This is a genomic window from Olivibacter sp. 47 (assembly GCF_030372825.1).
In the GTDB taxonomy this organism is placed as follows: domain Bacteria; phylum Bacteroidota; class Bacteroidia; order Sphingobacteriales; family Sphingobacteriaceae; genus Olivibacter; species Olivibacter oleidegradans.
Window position 1 is genome coordinate 2,100,866 of record NZ_JAUCNR010000001.1, and the last position, 21,647, is coordinate 2,122,512.

The following is a 21,647-nucleotide window of genomic DNA, read 5'->3' on the forward strand; positions in this document are numbered from 1 at the left end:
TAACATGATAGCGATTCGGTCTATTTTTAGAGCTTTGTTACTTACGATTTTAGCACTGCAGATAAGTTTTTCGTTGATTGCTGCAAGCGTTGATATACCTGCATATATTGACTTCACTGAACAACCGGGCTACTTGCCTCTGGTAAAAGGCGGCAACGCAATTCCCATTATAGGGGGAGGAAACGAAGATGACGCGGTTGTCCGGGCAATAGATCAGTTGCGGCAAGATTTTGAAAAGGTAACCGGTGTTGAACCCATAGTGACACCCGATCAAGTGTCGGCAGGGAGTAAAACGCTGCTTTTAATAGGTACCTTGGGCCGGAATCCATTGATCGATCAATTAGTAAAACAGAAGAAGCTTGATGTATCTGCAATCCGTGGGCAGTGGGAAGCATCGCTGACACAAACGATAGACAATCCATTACCTGGTGTAGAAAAAGCATTACTTATTGTGGGAAGTGATCGGCGTGGAACGATCTATGGCATTTATGAGTTATCTAAACAGATGGGCGTATCGCCTTGGTATTGGTGGGCGGATGTTCCTATTCAGCGGCATTCCGCGGTGTATGCCCGCTCGATAAAGACAATCAGCCAACCGAAGGTTAAGTACCGTGGTATTTTTTTAAATGACGAAGCTCCTGCATTATCCGGTTGGGCTAAAGAAAAGTTTGGTGGCTTTAACCATGAATTTTATGAGCATGTTTTTGAGCTTATTCTGCGTCTAAAAGGCAATTACCTCTGGCCGGCTATGTGGGGAAGCGCTTTCTATGATGATGACCCCGAAAATGCAATTTGGGCCGACAGAATGGGAATAGTTATGGGAACATCGCATCATGAACCACTGACCCGAGCTCATGATGAATGGCGCCGTTATGGTAAAGGACCTTGGGATTATCAGCAGAATGCCGAGAACCTTCGGGATTTCTGGCGAAGTGGCATTCGTAGGATGGGAGCTAGAGAAAGTGTTGTCACCATCGGTATGCGTGGCGACGGTGATGAGCCGATGAGCGAGGAGAGTAACATCCAGCTGCTGGAGCAAATTGTGAACGACCAGCGCAAAATTATTGCCGATGAGACCGGCAAAGTTGCGAAAGAAACACCTCAACTTTGGGCCTTATATAAGGAGGTGCAGGATTATTATGATAAAGGAATGCGCGTACCCGATGATGTAACCCTATTGCTTTGCGACGACAACTGGGGAAATATACGGAAGCTACCGGATCCGGCTGCAAAAAAAAGGAGCGGCGGTTATGGGATTTACTATCATTTCGATTACGTGGGCGGTCCCCGCAATTCCAAGTGGATTAATGTCAGTCAGGTGCAACGCGTTTGGGAACAGATGAACCTGGCTTATCAATATGGAGTGGACCAGATATGGATTGTGAATGTAGGTGATTTAAAACCGATGGAATACCCGATTTCATTTTTCCTGGACATGGCATGGAACCCAAATCAGTTTAACGCGTCCAATTTGCTACAGCATACTGAAAGCTGGTGTGCACAACAATTCGGTGAAAAGTATGCAAAAGAATCGGCCCGTTTGATCAATACTTATACAAAATATAATCATCGGATTACACCTGAATTGTTGGACGAAAACACCTACAGTTTGGAAAACTATGGTGAGTTTGAACGCGTGGTTGAAGACTATCGTAATTTATTGATCGATGCCATGCGACTTTACTACATATTGCCTCAACAGTATCGGTACGCTTTTGACGAATTGGTCCTGTTTCCTATCAATGCATGTTCTAATTTATACGAAATGTATTATGCAGTAGCCAAAAACCGATTTTTCGCGAACAAAAATAATGAGCGAGCTAATTATTGGGCCGATCAGGTTAAGCGCTGTTTCGAACGCGATTCAATATTAACCGTACATTATAATAAAGATATAGCGAATGGCAAGTGGTCGCATATGATGGATCAGATTCGGATTGGCTATAAGATTTGGCAAGAGCCTCACAAAAGCACGATGCCTGATGTAAGTTATTTGCCTATGACGAAGCCGAAACATAAAATTTTTATAGAGGCCGACGGTTATGTATCGATGGAGGCTGAAAATTACCATATCGCTAGTGGGAGCGACAAGGTTGCATGGACGATCATACCGGATCTAGGAAAAACGTTTTCCGGTGTAACAACCGCTCCGGTGACCAATACCCCCAATGAACAGGTATACCTTGAGTATAAGATAGATCTCCGGGCGACAGGAAAAGCAAAATTGATTGTTTTAACTTCGCCAACTTTAAATTTCAATGCGAATAAAGGTTTACGTTATGCCGTGTCTATGGACGGAGGGGCTGAGCAGGAGGTGAATATCAATGGGCATTATCGGGGAGAGCTCGGTGAATGGCAGGCGAAACGGATCATAGAAACCGCTACTACACACCTTATCGAAAAGGCGGGGCTTCATACGATTCGCATCCGTCCGTTGGAACCAGGTATTGTGTTTCAGAAGATTATTTTGGATGTAGGGGGATTAAAACCATCATATTTAGGTCCCCCACAAAGTGAGTACAAAAGAGATGATTAACGCTTAGCACCTGAAGATGAGAACAAAGGATCATACAGACAGAAGACGAAACAATAATAGAATTATATGATGAAGAAAATTAAAGGCACACCGTTACGCTTTCCGATCAGTCCTATTTTTTTAATAGTATTTTTTGCGCTTTTACCTTGGCCTTCACAAGCACAGGTAACCAATAGTTCAGCGGATCCGTTCGATTCCGCTCCGCTTTTCACCTATTTTAAGTATGAGGGAAAGGATGAAGTTTATCAAAAAAATCCGCTGAAGGCAAATGAATTCTATACACCAATATTACAGGGGTGTTATCCAGATCCGAGCATTACGCGTAAAGGTGATGATTATTACTTAGTGAATTCGTCTTTCGCATTTTTTCCGGGTGTTCCTATTTTTCATTCCAAGGATTTGGTTAACTGGAAACAAATTGGGCACGTTCTTGATCGGCCTTCGCAGCTGAAGGTAACAAATGCGGGTATGAGCGAGGGAATATATGCGCCGGATATTAGCTACAATCCTCATAACGAGACCTTTTATATGATCACAACACAATTTGCGGGGGGGATAGGAAACATGGTGGTAAAAACGAAAGATCCTCTGAAAGGGTGGAGCGACCCGATCAAACTCGATTTTGAAGGAATTGATCCAGCGCTGTTTTTTGACGATAACGGAAAAGCTTACGTGGTTCATAACGATGCACCCGAGAAGGGTAAGGAGCAATATAATGGTCATCGGGTTATAAAAATATGGGATTATGATCTGGAACGTGATCAGATCATACCGGGTTCAGATAAGGTGATTGTTGACGGAGGTGTAGATATCAGTAAGAAGCCGATCTGGATAGAAGGCCCGCATCTCTATAAAAGAAATGGGCGGTATTATTTGATGTGTGCAGAAGGTGGTACCGGTGATCAACACAGTGAAGTTGTTTTTGTTAGCGATAACCCTAAAGGACCTTTCGAACCAGCACCTAAAAATCCGATTCTGAGTCAACGGCATCTGCCAAAGGATAGGAAAAATAAGGTCGACTGGGCTGGACATGCCGATTTGGTGGAGGGTCCTGATGGGAAATATTACGGCGTTTTTTTGGGTGTTAGGCCTAATGAGGCAAACCGTGTGAATACGGGACGTGAGACTTTTATATTGCCGGTAGATTGGTCAGGTGTGTTCCCGGTGTTTGAAGGGGGGCTCGAACCGATGCCTGTGAAATTGAAAATGCCATCAGGTGTGGTCAACAAGACCGGAAAAAATGGCTTTCTACCTAATGGGAATTTCGCGTTCATTGATGATTTTAAGGGAAAGACCTTGGATATGCGATGGATCGGCGTAAGAGGCCCTCGGGAAAACTTCGTCCAAACGGGTAAGGAAGGACTACGAATAACGCCTTTGGAAACCAACATTAATGAAATAAAGCCCACATCGGCCTTGTTTTATAGACAACAACATAAGGATTTTTCGGCAACAGTTCGTATGACCTATCAACCGATGTCCGAAAAGCATTTGGCAGGGATTACTTGTTTACAAAAGGAAACGTTTCATTATGTTTTTGGTATTACGAAAAAAGGACAACAACATTACCTGGTTTTACAGCGTACAAGGAATGGCCAGTCCGAGCTTATCGCGCAAGAACGAATTGACATAAGTAAACCAATTGAACTGCAAGTTTCGGCGCAAGGAGATCGCTACCAATTCAGCTATGCTTTTGATGGAAAGAATTTTAAAAATTTGGGTGGAGCTGTTTCGGGGGATATCCTGTCAACAGATGTAGCCGGTGGTTTTACCGGTGCACTCATCGGACTATATGCGACGAAGGCAAATGATATAAGCCCTAAGAGCGATTGACCGCTGAAGGCGGCATGATGCTTATAAAAGCAAGCAAAAAATGAATAAAAGAAAATAATTGGATGAAAACAACAAGTTGTACTCTTTTAATTGGGCTAATTGCATTGACATGCAGTTGTTTAGCACAGGATAAGCTTGGAGCTGCCCCAGTGGACTTCGATAAACCGCAGACCAATATTCCACATGGTAAAATTGATACCTTATCTTATCCGTCTGCCGTGGTTGGTAAAGATCGCAAAGCACTCGTATATACGCCCCCCGGCTTTTCAGCTAACAAAAAGTATCCGGTTTTATATCTTTTGCATGGCATTGGTGGTGATGAAAAAGAATGGTTTGTTAATGGGCAACCGCATATCATCTTGGATAATCTATACGCAGAGGGGAAAATAGAGCCAATGTTGGTTGTACTTCCGAACGGTAGAGCTATGGAAGATGATCGTGCTATTGGCAACGTTTTCGATAGTGTAAAGGTACAGGCATTTGCTCGATTTGAACAAGACTTGCTCCAGGATTTGATTCCTTTTATCGAGCAGAATTATCCGGTGTATACCGATCGGGAGCATCGTGCATTAGCAGGGCTTTCAATGGGAGGCGGGCAGTCTTTAAATTTCGGCCTTGGCAATCTCGAAAGCTTTGCTTGGATAGGTGGTTTTTCGTCGGCTCCTAATACTAAAACACCTGAAGAGCTGGTTCCTGATGCCGCTTACGCTAAAAGCAAACTGAAACTTTTGTGGATTTCCTGTGGAGATGAAGATCGCTTAATCACCTTTAGTCGCCGACTGCACGATTACTTAAAAAAACACCAAGTGCCCCATCTTTATTATGTTGAATCCGGTGGGCACGATTTTAACGTATGGAAGAACGATCTCTATTGGTTCAGTCAAAAAATATTTAAATGACCATTGTGTCTCGCAGAAAGTCGTTGAGTTTAAATAAAAATGATTATCGGAAAGCTATCGGGGATATAGCTTTTAAAAAGAAACATTTTCTTTAGTCACTTTTTTCCGCAAAAAAGTGACGCAAAACTCGTCGCTTTAAAATTTACAGGAACGACAGTGCCTCCCAGTACTACTTGTAAATTTTAGAGGCGACATATTGCAGAACGGTGGGTTTTTACTTTTAACCGAACGTATTATCTTTAGTCTTAAATACAGTCCCGCGCTAGGAAAAACGGCCTTGGAGGATATCGACGCAACGAGCAGTAAAGCATTTGCACCCTCGCTCATATTGCAATCCCCAAGCGGATTGAGGAAGTGAAACGGCTCCAATACGCGCCAGTGATGCTTTGCCATCGGTTGCAAGGTAGCCTACACACGCCTTGACTTTTTGTTCTTTTTGTGTTAAGACAAAAAGAACACGATAGATTTGATTAAGAAAACCTTCTTTTAATATAAACACCTTCTTCTGTATATTGAAGCGAAACCCTTGTTTAAGTGCAAAAAGCCGATGGTCACATATATAAATTATAATACTTATCTCTTGTGAATACCTGTTAAAATTGCCAACGTTGGTTATTTTTGTAATCTATTAGTAATGAAACAGTTATTTTTAGTGTCGCTAAAACGTTTATCGCATATTTTTATGTGAAAATCCAATTCTATTTGCTTACTTTAGCATCAACTAACTAATTAATTCAGTTTTTCTGAAAGGAGCCTGTTATGATGCGAAGTATTACTGGTCATTACGTTATACTGGTCTTTTTTTGCCTATGTTGTTTTTGTGTTGTAGGCGGTCATGAACTACCTACAGGGTTTAAAAGCTACTCCACCAAAGACGGTCTTTCATCTAATACGGTATATGGTATTTGGAAGGATAGTTTTGGTTTGTTATGGCTGGCTACCGAGGATGGCCTTAATCGCTTTGATGGAACAAATTTCAAAGTATATCGACATAACCCCCAGGAAGAAGAAAGTCTTCGAGCAAACCACATTACGGCTTTATACGAAGCTTCGAATGGATGTCTTTGGATTGGAACCAATGGCGGGGCATTAAGCTTTTACGATCGTAGCAAAGATGCCATCATTAACTATAGGGGACAACCGCTCCGTAAAAAATTCAGTACAGCTATTACGAGCATCGGAGACGATAGTCGAGGGAATATTTGGGTTGCTTCGTATGGGGCTTTATATATCTTTAATCCCCATACGAAACACCTCGTTGATCATGACGACTATGCTAAATTGATGGACACTTTTTCGGGAAAGAATACATTGGTGATTTTTAGAGATAAAAAGCAACAAATGTGGATTGGCACCGATAGTGGTCTGTACGTTTATAACCATAAACTCGAATTATTAGCGACTTTTAAACATCGGGAATCCGACAAGGGAAGCCTGGCAGACGATTATGTAACTGCCATAACAGAGGATGGGATGGGACAACTCTGGGTTGGAACAATGGGAGGGCTCGGTATGCTAGAGAAAGGAAAATGGACGTTCAGAAATTATTATTCAACCTCGGCTCCATTGAAAATCAGTAGCGATAAAGTATACGCTTTGGCGCCTGACGGCGTAAATGGTCTTTGGGTAGGTACGGATGAAGGTTTAGATGTATTAGATGTGGCGTCTTTAAAAATCCGGAGCTTTAGACCGGATAAACGGAATATGCAGAGTTTAAGCAGCCGATCAATCCGTTCCATCCTTATTGATAAAGCAGGAATATATTGGGTGGGCACTTATCAGGGCGGACTCAATAAATATGACAAAAACCTGAGTCAATTTAATTTAAAGGAATGCAATATCTTCGACCCTTATGGATTACGTTCGCCGATTGTAACGGCTTTTGCCGAATATGGCCAAAATGTATTTGTAGGCACCGATGGAGGTGGTCTGCATCTATATGACCGTTCCTCGAATTTGTTGCAACATATAGAAATACCCAAGCCAAAACGTGATTGTGCGCACGATCTGAGTGTCCTGGCCATGGAAATGGGACATAACAATCGTTTGTGGTTGGGAACCTATATGGATGGCTTATTTTCATACAACCCCGAGAGTAAACGCAGCAAGCAATACATAAAGGGCAAGGGAGCGAAGCATTTAAACCATGCCGATATTTTTTGTTTAAAGGAAGACAGAAAAGGCAATCTCTGGATTGGAACAAATGGAGGAGGGCTTAATTTGCTACATGTCGACGAGGAGCGTATTGAGAAATTCGTCCACACAGCTATACGCGAAGATGACCCGACACAGCCTGCCAGTAATTACATTCGATCCATTGAAGAGGATCGAGGTGGTCGCATTTGGATCGGTACCTTTGGCTCCGGCATCTCCATCTTTAATCCTGAAAATAAGAGGTTTTCATTTTATAATAAAGCCAATAGTGGGTTGCCGAGTAATTACGTGTTAACCATTAAGGAGGATCGAGAAGGAAATATTTGGGTTGGTACAGCGGGCAACGGGATCGGATATCTAAAGAAAGGAACCGGGAAATTTATCACCTTGTCAGAAAATGATGGCTTGATCAATGGCGTGGTTCAGAAAATTCTTGAGGACCACTCGGGTAAATTGTGGTTCAGTACCAACAAAGGATTAAGTTCATACGATATAAAAGAAAATAGTTTCAAAAATTATTCTTATCATGCCGGTTTACAGACGGGATCTTTTGTATTGGGCTCCGGTTTGTGTCTTAGTGATGGTGAAATTTTCTTTGGCGGACAAAAAGGATTCAACCACTTTAATCCTTCCCAACTAAAGATAAATAAGAATGTGCCACCGGTAATTTTAACAGACTTAAAGATCGATAACCAGCGCATTTCACCTTCAAAGGAGGGCCCCATTCGCAGTTCCTTATTAATGGCGAAAGAAATTCAATTAAAATACAAACAGAACTTTTTGATCTCCTTTGAAGCATTGAATTTTACAGTAGCAGAAGAGAATCGATATCGATACAAACTGGAAGGATTTGACAAAAATTGGATTATTGCGGGTAGGGAACATAGTGCTTACTATACAAATTTGGATCCGGGAGCGTATACATTTCATGTGCAAGCAAGTAATAACGATGGGGTTTGGAATAAAGAAGGTAGGTCCATACGCGTGACTGTCGCACCACCTTTCTGGCGTACTATATATGCTTATATGGTGTATATGATAGTGATTGGAGGTGTTTTATTGTATATACGTCATCGGGGCATTAAAAAACTGGAGGCAAAATTTGCCTTGGAGCAGGAGCGTCTGCAGGCTAAACAGCTATTAGAACAAGAGCGTAAGGAAGCTGAGCATCTACATCAATTGGATCGGATGAAGATTAAATTTTTGACCAATCTGAGCCACGAATTTCGCACGCCAATTTCGCTCATTATGGGGCCTGTTGATAATTTGATAGCACAGACACAGGAACCAGGGCAATCTAGCCAGTTGAATTTGATTAAGCGAAATGCTCGTCGATTACTGAATCTGGTGAATCAACTGCTTGATTTTAGAAAAATGGAAGAGAAGGAATTACGGCTGCAATGTACACCGGGCAATTTCGTTTCTTTTATAGAGGAGATTAGTGATTCTTTTAACGATCTGGCCAGTCGAAAAAAAATCGATTACGCATTTTATACCTCCTTATCGTCGGTTTCCGCTTGGTTCGACCATGATAAGATTGAGCGGATCTTATTCAATTTACTATCCAATGCTTTCAAGTTTACACCAGAGGGAGGGGCCATATCTTTAAATTTAGAAAAAATTGAAAGTGGTGCGAACAATGAATTCGTATCATTACATGTTGCCGTGAAAGATTCCGGCATTGGTATTCCCAAAGAAGCTCAGCAACGGATATTTGATAGTTTTTTTCAATATGATTCAGGTGCAATGATACTGAATCAAGGTACCGGTATTGGCTTATCTATCGCGCGGACTTTTGTAGATATGCATGGTGGTAAATTGCAAGTAATAAGCGAGCCTGGTAAGGGAAGCATTTTTTCTTTTGATGTAAACCTTAAACGCGTAACGTCAGATTTAGACGAAACAGTGTCGGCAGCATATGAAACAAAGCCAACCACACCTTATGACAAGACGCCCATGGAAAGTGAGCTGCTTACGTCGCATGCTTCCGTTTTGATTATAGAGGATGACGATGATTTCCGCTTTTATATTAAAGATAACTTAAAATCCTACTATAGAGTGTTTGAAGCCGCAGATGGAAAGGAAGGATGGCAACGGGCTCTTTTTCACCACCCGGATATTATCGTTTGTGACATTCAAATGCCGGTGATGAATGGGCTGGATTTAGTTCGGAAATTGAAGTCAGATAAGCGAACGAAACATATTCCGGTTGTTTTGCTAACGGCATCAAATGAAGAAAAAGGATTGTTGCTTGGTTTGGAATCCGGAGCGACCGATTACATGACTAAACCTTTTGACTTTGCTGTCTTGCAGACTAAGATAGCTAATTTGTTGTCTTTAAACCAGGCATTTAAAGATGCCTATTCTAAACAAATCAGTATAACGGTTCCTGAAGACGAAGTGGTATCCGAAAGAGAAAAATTCTTGCAGAAAGTGGTTGCCTATATCCACGAAAATATGGGCAATAGCCAATTATCAGTCGAAAGTGTGAGCGCACACCTTTTTATTAGCCGAGCATCTCTATACAATCGATTATTGGAGTTTACCGGTATGACCCCTGTAGAATTTATACGTGCCGCAAAACTAGAAAGAGCAGCCTATTTACTGGAGAAAAGCGATATGAACGTTGCTGAAGTTGCTTATGAAACGGGCTTTGCCAATCCCAATTATTTTACCAAAGTTTTTAAAGCAAAGTATCAGCTGACACCTTCAGAATTTATTCAGGCAGTTTCAAAGGGCAGGAATGTGATGATGCAGGAGGAGAAATAAAGGAAGGGGACGCTCCCTATTTTCGTCTTTTCAAGGAGGGACGACGAAGCGATCGCTGGATTTAAACATTTTTATCTCTTTTTTCTCGATTAGCATCGGCGTAATCATTCGGTTAACGGATATTTTTGATAAATACTTCTTGTCAATAGATCCATAACTGAAATATTATAGCCATATGTTATATCGGAAATCAAAAACAAACGCAATCAATTCATCTCCTACAAACGCCATTTGTTTATTCTTATTCGTGCTTTTATGTGTGCAGTCGCTGATGGCCCAAAATAATACAAAAGGATTGAAAGACTATTATCAAGAATTTTTTCCTATAGGCGTAGCGGTCAATGGGCGGTCGCTTGCAGGACAAGAGGCCCATTTATTACTACAGGAGTTTAATAGTATTACGCCAGAGAACGCCATGAAAATGGAAGTGATACACCCCCGAAAACTGGAATATAATTGGGCTCTTGCTGATAGTATCGTTGCCTTTGCGCAGAAAAATCGATTGCGTGTTAGAGGACATACACTGCTTTGGCATGAGCAGGTCCCTGATTGGTTTTTCCTTGATGATCAAGGAGCTCCTGTGACAAAAGATACTTTATTAAAAAGGCTGAAAGATCATATTACTACGGTGGTTGGGCGTTACAAAGGGAAAGTTTATGCTTGGGATGTGCTGAATGAAGTTATCGATGACAATCCGAAGCAGTTTCTGCGTCAGTCTAAGTGGTTGGAGATTGCCGGTGAAGAGATACTGGCGAAGGCGTTTGAGTATGCGCATGAAGTTGATCCGGATGCGCTCTTATTTTATAACGATTATAACAGCGAACGTCCGGAGAAGAGAGAGCGGATATATCGTTTGGTGAAAAAACTAGTGGATGACGGTGTCCCTATTCATGGGATCGGGTTACAGGGGCATTGGTCAATTTTCGAGCCTTCTACTTCTGATCTGGAACAAGCCATTGAACGTTACGCTTCACTTGGTTTGCAGCTGCATTTTACCGAACTGGATGTGTCCGTGTATCCTTGGGAAAAAGAAAGAAGAAGGAAGCGCCCGGGTGAGATCGATGCTTTAACCCCAGCGCTTGAAGAAAAGCAAATAGCACAGTATGAAATGATCTTTTCCGTTTTCAGAAAATATAAAAGTCATATTACCAGTGTGACCTTCTGGAATTTATCGGACCGTTATTCGTGGTTAGATCATTATCCTGTACAGGGTAGGAAGAATTATCCCTTGCTATTTGATCGCAATCTTGAACGTAAAAAAGCTTACTATAAAGTAGTTGATTTCAAAAACTAGTTTGTAAATCGATATTTATCATACGCATTTAAACCATATGCGAAGCTATCGTCAAGGATCAATTGTATTCATTGTATACCTTCATTGTGATAGAAATGGCTAAACCCTGTCAAGGAGCTTGTTTACTTAAATCGATCTCAAATGGCGAAGCAGGTAAACCAGCAGTATTGTAAAGTCCCGCGATGGGATTGTCTGCCCAAGCATATCGAACTTTTGCTGGTTGTTGTATCGCTGGAGCGGAAAGAATGATTGTGTTGCCACGAACTTCCGTTTTAGCCCAAACAAATTTGCCATCCGTACCGGCTAATGTAAAACCTAATAGATTGTTTTCAGGTCGCAAATCCAAGGCAGCTCCTTGGTCATCAAAGTTAAGTTCGACTCGATTGCCCTTTACTTTCCATGATTTTAGTATAGGGCCTGAAGCCACCATTCCTTTCTGATGATATACATTTTTCAAGGCTAATAAGGCCAGCCGCTTCCCTATATTTTTCTTGTCCAGGGGATGTATGTCATTCCATTCTCCCAAATCAATGGCCACAGCCATGTTGGTATGAGCAGTTTTTAAGCCAAGTCGTTGCGCTTCGCGTAAATTTGCCCAAGCGCTCTCGGTAGGTTGTTGCTGTTTGGGATTATAGTTTGGTAGTTGCACATATAGAAAAGGCAAGTTCTGATCGTTCCATTTTTTTCTCCACTCATTGATTAAATCCCTAAGCAAAGCAGTATAACTTTGATAAGTTGCGATATTCGATTCACCCTGGTACCATAATATGCCTTTGATGCTATACGGAAAAAGAGGGGCTGCCATTGCATTAGATAGCCCGGTTGGTTGGTATTGAAAGGTGACAAGATCTGTTGGGAAGGCTTGTGTAAGGGCACCGACTTGAAAGCTCCAATCTCCTTTTAGGCTGATGGTGTCAGAATAGGTTGTTAGCGCATAATCTTTATCCGGTATAAATTCACCATGCTTGCTTTGAGTTACTACACGAACCACCAAGGTGTTTTTTCCCGGCTTTAAAAGCCCGGGCGGGATCTTATAGCGCCGTGGTGGGTATTGATATCCGGTAGAGCCAACTAAAACACCATTGATATAAGCTTGGTCGCTATCTACAATTCTTCCTAAGTGGAGCATTGCTTCTTTCGTAAGAAGAGAAGATGGCACGTTAAAATCTTTTTTCAACCAAACGCTTCCACACTCATCCCATTTCCCTGGTATTTGAATAACCTGATCTGTTTGAAACGTATAGGAACTTTCATACCATTTTGGAACTCCCGTTAATCCTTTATCTTTTGCATCCAAAGTCGCATGCCAAATTTCGGTTTTTCGTTTATCGATTTTTTTTATACTATCGACTAATAAGCTGTCTTGATATCGTTGTGTTTTGGCCAATAAATCAGGATATTTCTGTATAGCCTCTTCCGATAACCAAGCCTCAATCGGAGAGCCTCCCACAGCACAGTGAATGATGCCAATGGGAACTCGTAGTGTTTCTTGCAAATGTTTAGCAAAGAAGTAGCCAACAGCTGAGAAGTTGAGTACTTCATCCGGCGTAACTGATTTCCAGTTCCCTGACGCAACGTCAGTTGCGGTAATATTAAAATCATAACGTAAAGGCACTTTGAACTGGCGAATAGTAAATGACTCGGCCGTATCGATTTCCCGCTGATATTTTGGCGCTACCCTTGAAATCGGTAGTTCCATATTCGACTGGCCAGAGCAGAACCATACGTCGCCCAATAAGATGTTTTTCAATTGGATGGTATTCTTGCCCTGAATAACCATGTCATAAGGTCCACCTGCCGGCATTGCGGGTAGGTAGACCTGCCAATCACCCATTGAGTTGGCTTTTGTTGTGCGTTGATGACCTCGGAAGTTTATTTCTATCAATTCTCCAGGATCTGCCCATCCCCAAAGATGAATGGGATGATCGCGCTGAAGCACCATGCTATTACCAATGAGCCTCGGTAGTTTAATTGCCGCCTCTGATGTTAAGGATATGAACGTCAAGAAGCTAAATAAGCTAAAAAGGAGCTGGTATTTGCCTGATATACGGCGGTTGTGCGCTTCATGTACTAAGATGTGATTCACGATATGTTTTTATTGATTCAGGGCTGTATTGGCTTTAAATGGATCGATCATTCCCAATGTTCCGTCTGGATTGTGCTTAAGCTCCGTTACTTTTATATTCCGTAAATGTGTTTTTCCCGACAACTCCGTGTCATGATAAAATATATACCATTTTCCTTTGAATTCTATAATGGAGTGGTGCGTCGTCCAACCTTGAACAGGCTTCATAAAATGACCGGCATAAGTAAAAGGGCCCATAGGAGAATCGCCTATCGCATAGGCTAAAAAATGGGTGTCGCCGGTAGAATAAGTGAAGTAATATCGGCCTTTATATTTATGCATCCAGGCACCTTCGAAGAAACGTCGATCATGATCGCCTCCTAAAATAGGCTTCCCGGCACTGTCGATAAGCATTGCTTTCCCAACGGGGCCGTCAAATTCTGTCATATTTGATTTCAGTTTTGCTACGCGGCAGCTAATAGCGGGTGCATCATCCTGCTTTAAGTCGGTCAATGAGCCGTTTGCTTGGTAGGTGCCGGTTTCCCAACGCTGCAGTTGCCCTCCCCAAATACCGCCAAAGTACATATAGGCGGTGCCGTCATCGTCTACAAATACGGCTGGATCGATACTACAACTTCCTGCTATCGGTTCTTTGAAAGCTTTGAAAGGGCCCGTCGGCTTGGTGGCTGTTGCTACACCGATCCGGAAAATATCTTCTTTATCCTTTGCGGGGAAATATAGGTAATAGGTGCCGTCTTTATAAGCGGCATCCGGAGCCCACAGCTGTCGCTTTGCCCAGGGAATATCTTCAACCGATAGGGCAACACCATGATCGGTTACCGATCCATTGATACTATCCATCGATAAGATATGATAATCACGCATGGCAAAGTGGTCTCCATTATCATTTTCAGTCGTTCCCGCATCAATATCATGTGAAGGATAAATATAAATTTTACCATCAAAAACATGGGCAGATGGATCGGCCGTGTAAATAGAATGAATCAACGGTGGGGATAAGAAGCTTTGCTTCTTCTGTTCTGCTTCGTCGCTTTGTTGTGATTGCTGTTGTTGATGATTTCCGGAGCAAGCATAGATAAATGGAACGGCTAGTAGCCAAACGGACATCTTTTTTCTCATATTTATTGATTTCTTATTTTTGTTTAAACGGATATTAGTAACCTGGGTTTTGATTTCCACTGATTTGTGGGTTGTTGTCAAGCTCGGCTTGAGGGATGGGCAATAACTCATCTCTGCCTGGACGGAAATAAGTGATGGGCTCGACACTAAAGTATCCCTTTGGCCGCCAACGTAAGATATCGATATTGCGTAACGATTCGTTTGATAATTCAACGGACTTTTCGTGTATAATGGCTTTGATTACATCCTCCTTGGTAGCGACCGGGAATTGAGCGGTAGGGTAGGGAGGCATTGCAACACTTGCTCTGGCGCGCACTTGATTTAAATAGCTCACTGCTGCAGTCAAGTTGCCCAGTTCTGCTTCGCATTCTGCTAAATTGATCAATACTTCGGCGTAGCGAATAATTCGCTGGTTATTGCCGCCCGGATGATAACTAGCTCTGCTTTTACTTTCCTTGTAGATAATCATGAACTTTCGAAAGCTAACCTTTTTCCGGACGCCGTTTACAATGGACGAATTGTTGTTTTGATCGGCATCGGTAAGTATATCGGCTCCGTTATTATATCGATCACCTGTTTGATAGAAGCTGTAAGAGAATCGCGGATCCGTTTTTTCGGCACCAGTTTCCGCATTTTCAAATTCATTTAACAGCTTGTTCGAAGGAATTAAGTTGCGCCACGCAACGGGGTTATACTCTTGATTCCGTATGGTTGATTGAGCCGCATTTGGTGTGTCATCAGTACTCCAATTAAAATCATTGTCGCCTTTATCGACATAAACAATTTCGAAAATCGATTCACTGTTAAATTCCGTTTCCTCTTCAAAATTATCTAGATAACGATCGGTTAAACGATAACCATCTGCACCGGCAGTTGGAATTTTGAGAAGAGCTTCTTTAGCACCGGTATAGTCGCCCTGTTGCATCAGCACGCGTCCGAGTAAGGCATTGGCTGCTGCATGGGTTATTCTGCCGTTTTCTGTACCGGATTTACCTGGTAATATATTCGCAGCCTCTTGTAGGTCTTGCACGATAAATTGATACACGGCGCCAGCTTCCGCTCGTGGTTGATAATCAGAAGGCGACTTAACGGTTTCGGTGTACATGGGCACAGCCCCCCACTTCGATACTAGTTCAAAATAGGCCCAGGCGCGTAAAAATTTAGCTTCTGCTAAACAGCGATCGCGCAATGTCGGATCATCGCTTACATTAGGTCCGTTTTCAATAACGGTATTGGCTCGATGAATAACGGTATAAAGTCCATTCCAAACAGCATTCATCACACTATTGGTGGGGTCGACGTTTCCGTTTAGTATCTGCGCTCTGGGAACTTCAAGTTGACTGCCGCCGGCAGCAACGTCATCACTACGTAGATCATGAAGAAAATACCATTCGCGGGCAACCAAATTGATACCTCTTACGGTGGCATAGATCGCATTGGTGCCTGCTTGCAACTCGCCGGCTGTTTTAAAGTATTGATCGGTTGATACCACATTTTCATTGTTAGTGTTCAATGCGTCTTTTTTACACGCATATAAACTGAACCCTATTGAAATTGCAAGGAATTGTATGATTCGTTTTTTCGTCTTCATCGGATTATAATTAAAATGATGCCTGAATGCCTAATTGAAATGAGCGCGGACTTGGATATTGTCCATAGTCGACACCGTTGGTCAGCGTACCGTTTTTGGAACCGATTTCCGGATCCAAGCCGGTATAGTCTGTTATCGTGAACAGGTTTTGGGCGGATACGTAAAAACGAAGTTGGCTGATGCTTGTCCAACCGAGTCCTTTTATCCATTGTTCAGGTGCAGTGTAACCAAGCATAATATTCTTTAATCGCAAATAAGATCCATCTTCAATCCAGCGGGTAGAAGGCCGTACGTTTTGATTAGGATCTCCGTTTACGGCACGCGGAATGGAAGTGTTGGTGTTTTGCGGAGTCCAAGCGTTCAAGACCGATTGATCTGCGTTGAAAAGTCGCGGCATACCTTCACGAATAATGCGGGCGGCATTAAAAATGTCGTTGCCTTGTACACCTTGAAAAAATAAGGCAAGATCAAATTGTTTATAGTTGGCCGAAAAATTCAATGAATAACTGAATTTAGGCATAAAGCTGCCAATAAAGGTTCGGTCTCCATCATTGATAACGCCATTGCCGTCTAAATCTCTGAACTTCAGGTCGCCAGGTGCCGCCCCATTCTGCCTGGCATGTGCTTCAATTTCTGCTTCGTTTTGAAAGATACCGTCTACAATATATCCGTAAAATGATTGGACAGGCTGGCCAACAACGGTATTGGTAAGCGGACCACCCCCTCCAAAGTCGGCATCCCCACCTGCTGTGATCGACGCATTTTCGCTATTTAGCCGTAGAACTTTATTACGGATGATGCTCATTAAGCCGGTTATATTCCAGGTGAAATCACCGCTGGTTTTATGGTATCCCAATTGAAATTCAAATCCTTGATTTTGCATGGCCGCTACATTTGCTAAGGTGCCTGTACCGTTAAAACCAAAGCTAGTGGGGGTGGGCACGGTCAGAATCAGGTTGTCCGTTTTCCGTTTAAAATACTCGGCTACTAAGGTGATTTTGTTGTCTAAGAAACCTAAATCTAAGCCAATATTGGTTTGTTTTGTTTTTTCCCAAGCTAAATCCGGATTACTCAAACCGTTATAGAATGATCCATTGCCATTTACAATGGTTCCATTGAACGGATAAGTAGCCTGATTGCGTTGAATAGGTTGTAAGTAAGGGTAATTGCCGAGTAAGACGCCGTTGATGCCGGTGATACCATAACCTCCGCGCACTTTAAATTCGGAAATCCAAGGTGTGTTCTCCATGAAGGATTCGCGATCTACCTTCCAGCCGGCGGAAACGGCCGGGAAGTTTTCATATTTGTTGCCGGGAGCGAAAACAGATAGTCCATCCCGTCGGATGGAAGCGGTGAATAGGTATCTTCCATCATAGTCGTAAGTTACGCGGGCCAACATAGAGCGGATCAAATTGGTTTCGTATAAACTATTTGCCGTAACATTGGTAGCTCCGTTAAGTGTTTTGACGAGATTGGTGCTTTGGTTGCCGCTGGCTGTTTCGTTGCGATAACGTTGTCCTTGGCTTTCGTAAACAAGAGTAGCACCTAGGTTATGGTTATTGAAAGATTTGTCGAAACTCAGCTGTTGAGTGAAAAGATGCGTAGTATATAATTGTCGTTGATTTTCAATCGTAGCGATATTGACAATGGAGGTACCTCCGTCGTTATGTATAGGGGTGTAATTTTGTATGGCAATGTTAGAATGATCCACGCCATAAGTAGACGTAAATTTCAACCAAGGTGTGAGCGTCAATCTTATATAAGCCGTTCCCAGGATACGAGTGGTATTGTTGATGTTTTCAACCAGATTGGCTATTTCTACGGGATTGATCGGATCGGATGCATCGAAGCTGTTTTGGGGGCCCATGAAGCCGCCGAGATTGTGAGGATTATACACCGGTAGGTACGGTTGCATACGGATCATGTTCACGATGGGGGTACGATTGCCGGCAGGTACATCAAAACGTTGCTTGGATTGACTGTCAACGGTTCGAATCCGTTATTCTCCACGCTTTTCAAATTCAAAAGTAAAAATTCAAAATTCAAAAACGCGGTACGCCGGTCGTTTTTACTTTTTGATTTTGACTTTTTAATCTGAAAAAAAAGTTCTTTGACATATCGGAAGAAAAAACACAAGAGAAGACAACAGCAGAGACGTTTCTTTCCTACGGGGAAGGGACGTGACACAAAAGCATCCCCGTACGGCAAAAGGGTACGGGGAGAAGAAAGTAAGAAAGGGCACACGGGGGATGCCTAGGCTCTCGGAGGCGATGAAGGACGTGATAAGCTGCGATAAGCGCCGGGGATCTGCAAATGAGACCTGATCCGGCGATTTCCGAATGGGGAAACCCGGCATGTTGAAGACATGCCGTTTAACAACGCGAACGCGCCGAACTGAAACATCTAAGTAGGCGCAGGAAAAGAAAATAATAATGATTTCCTGAGTAGTGGCGAGCGAAAGGGAAAGAGCCCAAACCGGATATGTTACGGCATATGCGGGGTTGTAGGACCACAATGTGGCACGGTCGGAAGAAGTGGAAGGGTCTGGGAAGGCCCGCCGTAGAGCATGAGAGCTGCGTACACGCAATGAGGACCGGCCTAGTGAGTTCCTGAGTACCGCGGGGTCGGAGACGCCCTGTGGGAATCCGGCGGCACCATCCGCCAAGGCTAAATACTACCGAGAGACCGATAGTGGACCAGTACCGTGAGGGAAAGGTGAAAAGAACCCCGAACAGGGGAGTGAAAGAGAACCTGAAACCGTGTGCTTACAAACTGTCGGAGCCCTTTATGGGGTGACGGCGTGCCTTTTGCATAATGAGCCTACGAGTTACACTTCACTGGCGAGGTTAAGCGGTTAAGCCGCGCAGCCGAAGCGAAAGCGAGTCTGAACAGGGCGTACAGTCAGTGGAGGTAGACGCGAAACCTTGTGATCTACCCATGGGCAGGTTGAAGGTGCGGTAACACGTACTGGAGGACCGAACCGATAAACGTTGAAAAGTTTCCGGATGACCTGTGGGTAGGGGTGAAAGGCCAATCAAACTGGGAAATAGCTCGTACTCCCCGAAATGTTTTTAGGAACAGCGTGGACATTGAGTCTTCCGGAGGTAGAGCTACCGATTGGGTGCGGGGGAGTCACATCCTACCAAATCCAGACGAACTCCGAATACCGGGAGATATGGTCCGCAGTGAGGCGCAGGGTGCTAAGGTCCTGCGCCGAGAGGGAAAGAACCCAGACCACCGGCTAAGGTCCCCGAGTGTACGCTAAGTTGAACTAACGAGGTCCGGTTGCCCAGACAGCTAGGATGTTGGCTTGGAAGCAGCCATTCATTTAAAGAGTGCGTAACAGCTCACTAGTCGAGCGGCCGGGCGTGGATAATAAACGGGCATTAAGTGTACCACCGAAGCCGTGGGATAGAAATATCGGTAGGGGAGCATTCCGGCGCGGGAGAAGCGGTTACGTGAGTATCCGTGGACGTTCCGGAAAAGCAAATGTAGGCATAAGTAACGATAAGGCGGGCGAGAAACCCGCCCACCGAAAGACCAAGGTTTCCTGATCAACGCTAATCGGATCAGGGTAAGTCGGGACCTAACGCGAACCCGAAAGGGGCAGCGGATGGCCAACGGGTAAAGATTCCCGTACTCTTGTATGCTGCGAAGCGGGGACGGAGGAGTGACACCGCCGCGCACTGACGGAATAGTGCGTTGAAGGCCGTAGGTAAACGTGACCCAGGCAAATCCGGGTCGAGTGCCGAAGGCCGAAAGTACGGCAAACCTCCGGGGGCGCCGATAGCGCGGGTAACCATACTCCCGAGAAAAGCCGCTAAGCTTCAGGCATATAAGACCCGTACCGCAAACCGACACAGGTGGTCGGGGAGAGAATCCCAAGGTGCTCGAGTGAATCATGGCTAAGGAACTCGGCAAAATGGCCCTGTAACTTCGGGAGAAGGGGCGCTTCCTCCGGCGACGGAGAAGCCGCAGTGAAAAGGCCCAGGCGACTGTTTAACAAAAACATATGGCTTTGCCAAATCGAAAGATGACGTATAAGGCCTGACACCTGCCCGGTGCCGGAAGGTTAAGAGGGGATGTCAACCTTCGGGTGAAGCATTGAATCGAAGCCCCGGTAAACGGCGGCCGTAACTATAACGGTCCTAAGGTAGCGAAATTCCTTGTCGGGTAAGTTCCGACCTGCACGAATGGTGTAACGATCTGGGCGCTGTCTCGGCCATGAGCTCGGTGAAATTGTGGTACCGGTGAAGACGCCGGTTACCCGCAACGGGACGGAAAGACCCCATGAACCTTCACTATAGCTTAACATTGGGACTGGGTGCAGGATGTGTAGGATAGGCGGGAGATATTGAAGCGGGTTCGCCAGGATCCGCGGAATCGTCCTTGAAATACCGCCCTTTCTGTATCCGGTTCCTAACCCCCCTCCGGGGGGGACATTGTTTGGTGGGTAGTTTGACTGGGGTGGTCGCCTCCAAAAAGGTAACGGAGGCTTTCAAAGGTAAGCTCAGTACGCTTGGTAACCGTACGCGGAGTGCAATGGCAAAAGCTTGCTTGACTGTGAGACATACAAGTCGGACAGGGTCGAAAGACGGACATAGTGATCCGGTGGTTCTGCATGGAAGGGCCATCGCTCAAAGGATAAAAGGTACTCTGGGGATAACAGGCTGATCTCCCCCAAGAGCTCATATCGACGGGGAGGTTTGGCACCTCGATGTCGGCTCGTCACATCCTGGGGCTGGAGAAGGTCCCAAGGGTTCGGCTGTTCGCCGATTAAAGTGGCACGCGAGCTGGGTTCAGAACGTCGCGAGACAGTTCGGTCCCTATCTGTTGTGGGCGCAGGAAGTCTGAGTGGGGCTGACCTTAGTACGAGAGGACCGGGTTGGACCGGCCGCTGGTGAATCTGTTATGCCGCCAGGTGTACGGCAGAGTAGCTATGCCGGGAATAGATAAGCGCTGAAAGCATCTAAGTGCGAAACTAGCCACGAGATGAGACTTCCTTACAGGGCCGTGGGAGACTACCACGTCGATAGGCGGCAGGTGTAAAGGTAGAGATACCACAGCCGAGCCGTACTAATAGCCCGAAGCTTTCTCAAGCGCAGCAGGCTGTTGTCTTCCTGTTTTTTTTCTTCCGTTATATATGTCGACCGGGTTATAAGTTGTAGGTTATAGGTTATAAGTTGCAGGTTATGGGAACTTAAAACGAATAACTTAAAACGTAAAACTCAGATAAGATATTCAGGTGCCTATATCGGCGGTGTCCACCTCTTCCCATCCCGAACAGAGAAGTTAAGCCCGCCAGAGCCGATGGTACTGCAGTAACATGTGGGAGAGTAGGTCGGTGCCGATCTTTACAGAAGGCC

At 44.2% G+C, this 21,647-nt stretch carries 9 protein-coding genes and 2 rRNA genes; 7 read left to right on the forward strand and 4 right to left on the reverse strand.

Going from position 1 to position 21,647, the window contains the following annotated elements; translation table 11 throughout:
• Positions 1 to 4 precede the first annotated feature (4 nt).
• From QT327_RS09080 to QT327_RS09100, 5 genes are all read left to right on the forward strand, one after another.
• A complete protein-coding gene (locus tag QT327_RS09080; RefSeq protein WP_149105519.1) occupies positions 5 to 2,536 on the forward strand; it encodes a glycosyl hydrolase 115 family protein in 2,532 nt (843 codons plus the stop codon).
• Between the two features lie 66 nt (positions 2,537 to 2,602).
• Positions 2,603 to 4,369 carry a glycoside hydrolase family 43 protein gene (locus tag QT327_RS09085; protein ID WP_149105520.1) on the forward strand — a complete coding sequence of 589 codons (1,767 nt, stop codon included), beginning with the start codon at positions 2,603 to 2,605 and terminating at the stop codon, positions 4,367 to 4,369.
• A gap of 62 nt (positions 4,370 to 4,431) precedes the next feature.
• Entirely contained in the window at positions 4,432 to 5,268 is an 837-nt protein-coding gene (locus QT327_RS09090; RefSeq protein ID WP_013665924.1) for an alpha/beta hydrolase, read from the forward strand.
• A 759-nt stretch (positions 5,269 to 6,027) separates the two neighbouring features.
• Entirely contained in the window at positions 6,028 to 10,191 is a 4,164-nt protein-coding gene (locus QT327_RS09095; protein WP_149105521.1) for a hybrid sensor histidine kinase/response regulator transcription factor, read from the forward strand.
• A 175-nt stretch (positions 10,192 to 10,366) separates the two neighbouring features.
• The gene (locus QT327_RS09100; protein ID WP_149105522.1) at positions 10,367 to 11,485 is read left to right on the forward strand and encodes an endo-1,4-beta-xylanase; all 1,119 of its coding nucleotides are present in this window, start codon (positions 10,367 to 10,369) and stop codon (positions 11,483 to 11,485) included.
• 109 nt (positions 11,486 to 11,594) lie between these two features.
• Here the strand turns inward: QT327_RS09100 and QT327_RS09105 are convergent, their stop codons facing one another.
• The 4 genes from QT327_RS09105 to QT327_RS09120 are packed head-to-tail and all read right to left on the reverse strand — an operon-like array spanning position 11,595 to position 18,277.
• Positions 11,595 to 13,571, reverse strand: a complete 1,977-nt coding sequence (locus QT327_RS09105; protein ID WP_210421308.1) for a sialate O-acetylesterase — start codon at positions 13,569 to 13,571, stop codon at positions 11,595 to 11,597.
• Between the two features lie 9 nt (positions 13,572 to 13,580).
• Positions 13,581 to 14,690: a glycoside hydrolase family 43 protein gene (locus QT327_RS09110; protein WP_246860269.1), complete on the reverse strand. Its 1,110-nt coding sequence runs from the start codon at positions 14,688 to 14,690 to the stop codon at positions 13,581 to 13,583.
• A gap of 34 nt (positions 14,691 to 14,724) precedes the next feature.
• A complete protein-coding gene (locus QT327_RS09115) occupies positions 14,725 to 16,281 on the reverse strand; it encodes a RagB/SusD family nutrient uptake outer membrane protein (protein WP_149105523.1) in 1,557 nt (518 codons plus the stop codon).
• A gap of 10 nt (positions 16,282 to 16,291) precedes the next feature.
• Positions 16,292 to 18,277, reverse strand: coding sequence for a SusC/RagA family TonB-linked outer membrane protein (locus QT327_RS09120; RefSeq protein WP_289554417.1), 1,986 nt, complete (start codon positions 18,275 to 18,277; stop codon positions 16,292 to 16,294).
• Between the two features lie 226 nt (positions 18,278 to 18,503).
• Between QT327_RS09120 and QT327_RS09125 the strand changes: the two genes are divergently transcribed.
• Both QT327_RS09125 and rrf read left to right on the forward strand, forming a co-directional pair.
• A 23S ribosomal RNA gene (locus QT327_RS09125) occupies positions 18,504 to 21,380 on the forward strand.
• 142 nt (positions 21,381 to 21,522) lie between these two features.
• A 5S ribosomal RNA gene (gene rrf / locus QT327_RS09130) occupies positions 21,523 to 21,634 on the forward strand.
• The last annotated feature ends 13 nt before the right edge of the window (positions 21,635 to 21,647 follow it).

What these genes read in the sequence shown, in the direction of transcription:
- QT327_RS09090 (WP_013665924.1), top strand. Translation starts at nt 4,432, where the DNA reads ATGAAAACAACAAGTTGTACTCTTTTAATTGGGCTAATTGCATTGACA.
- QT327_RS09095 (WP_149105521.1), top strand. Translation starts at nt 6,028, where the DNA reads ATGATGCGAAGTATTACTGGTCATTACGTTATACTGGTCTTTTTTTGC.
- QT327_RS09085 (WP_149105520.1), top strand. Translation starts at nt 2,603, where the DNA reads ATGATGAAGAAAATTAAAGGCACACCGTTACGCTTTCCGATCAGTCCT.
- QT327_RS09100 (WP_149105522.1), top strand. Translation starts at nt 10,367, where the DNA reads ATGTTATATCGGAAATCAAAAACAAACGCAATCAATTCATCTCCTACA.
- QT327_RS09115 (WP_149105523.1), bottom strand. Translation starts at nt 16,281, where the DNA reads ATGAAGACGAAAAAACGAATCATACAATTCCTTGCAATTTCAATAGGG.
- QT327_RS09080 (WP_149105519.1), top strand. Translation starts at nt 5, where the DNA reads ATGATAGCGATTCGGTCTATTTTTAGAGCTTTGTTACTTACGATTTTA.
- QT327_RS09110 (WP_246860269.1), bottom strand. Translation starts at nt 14,690, where the DNA reads ATGAGAAAAAAGATGTCCGTTTGGCTACTAGCCGTTCCATTTATCTAT.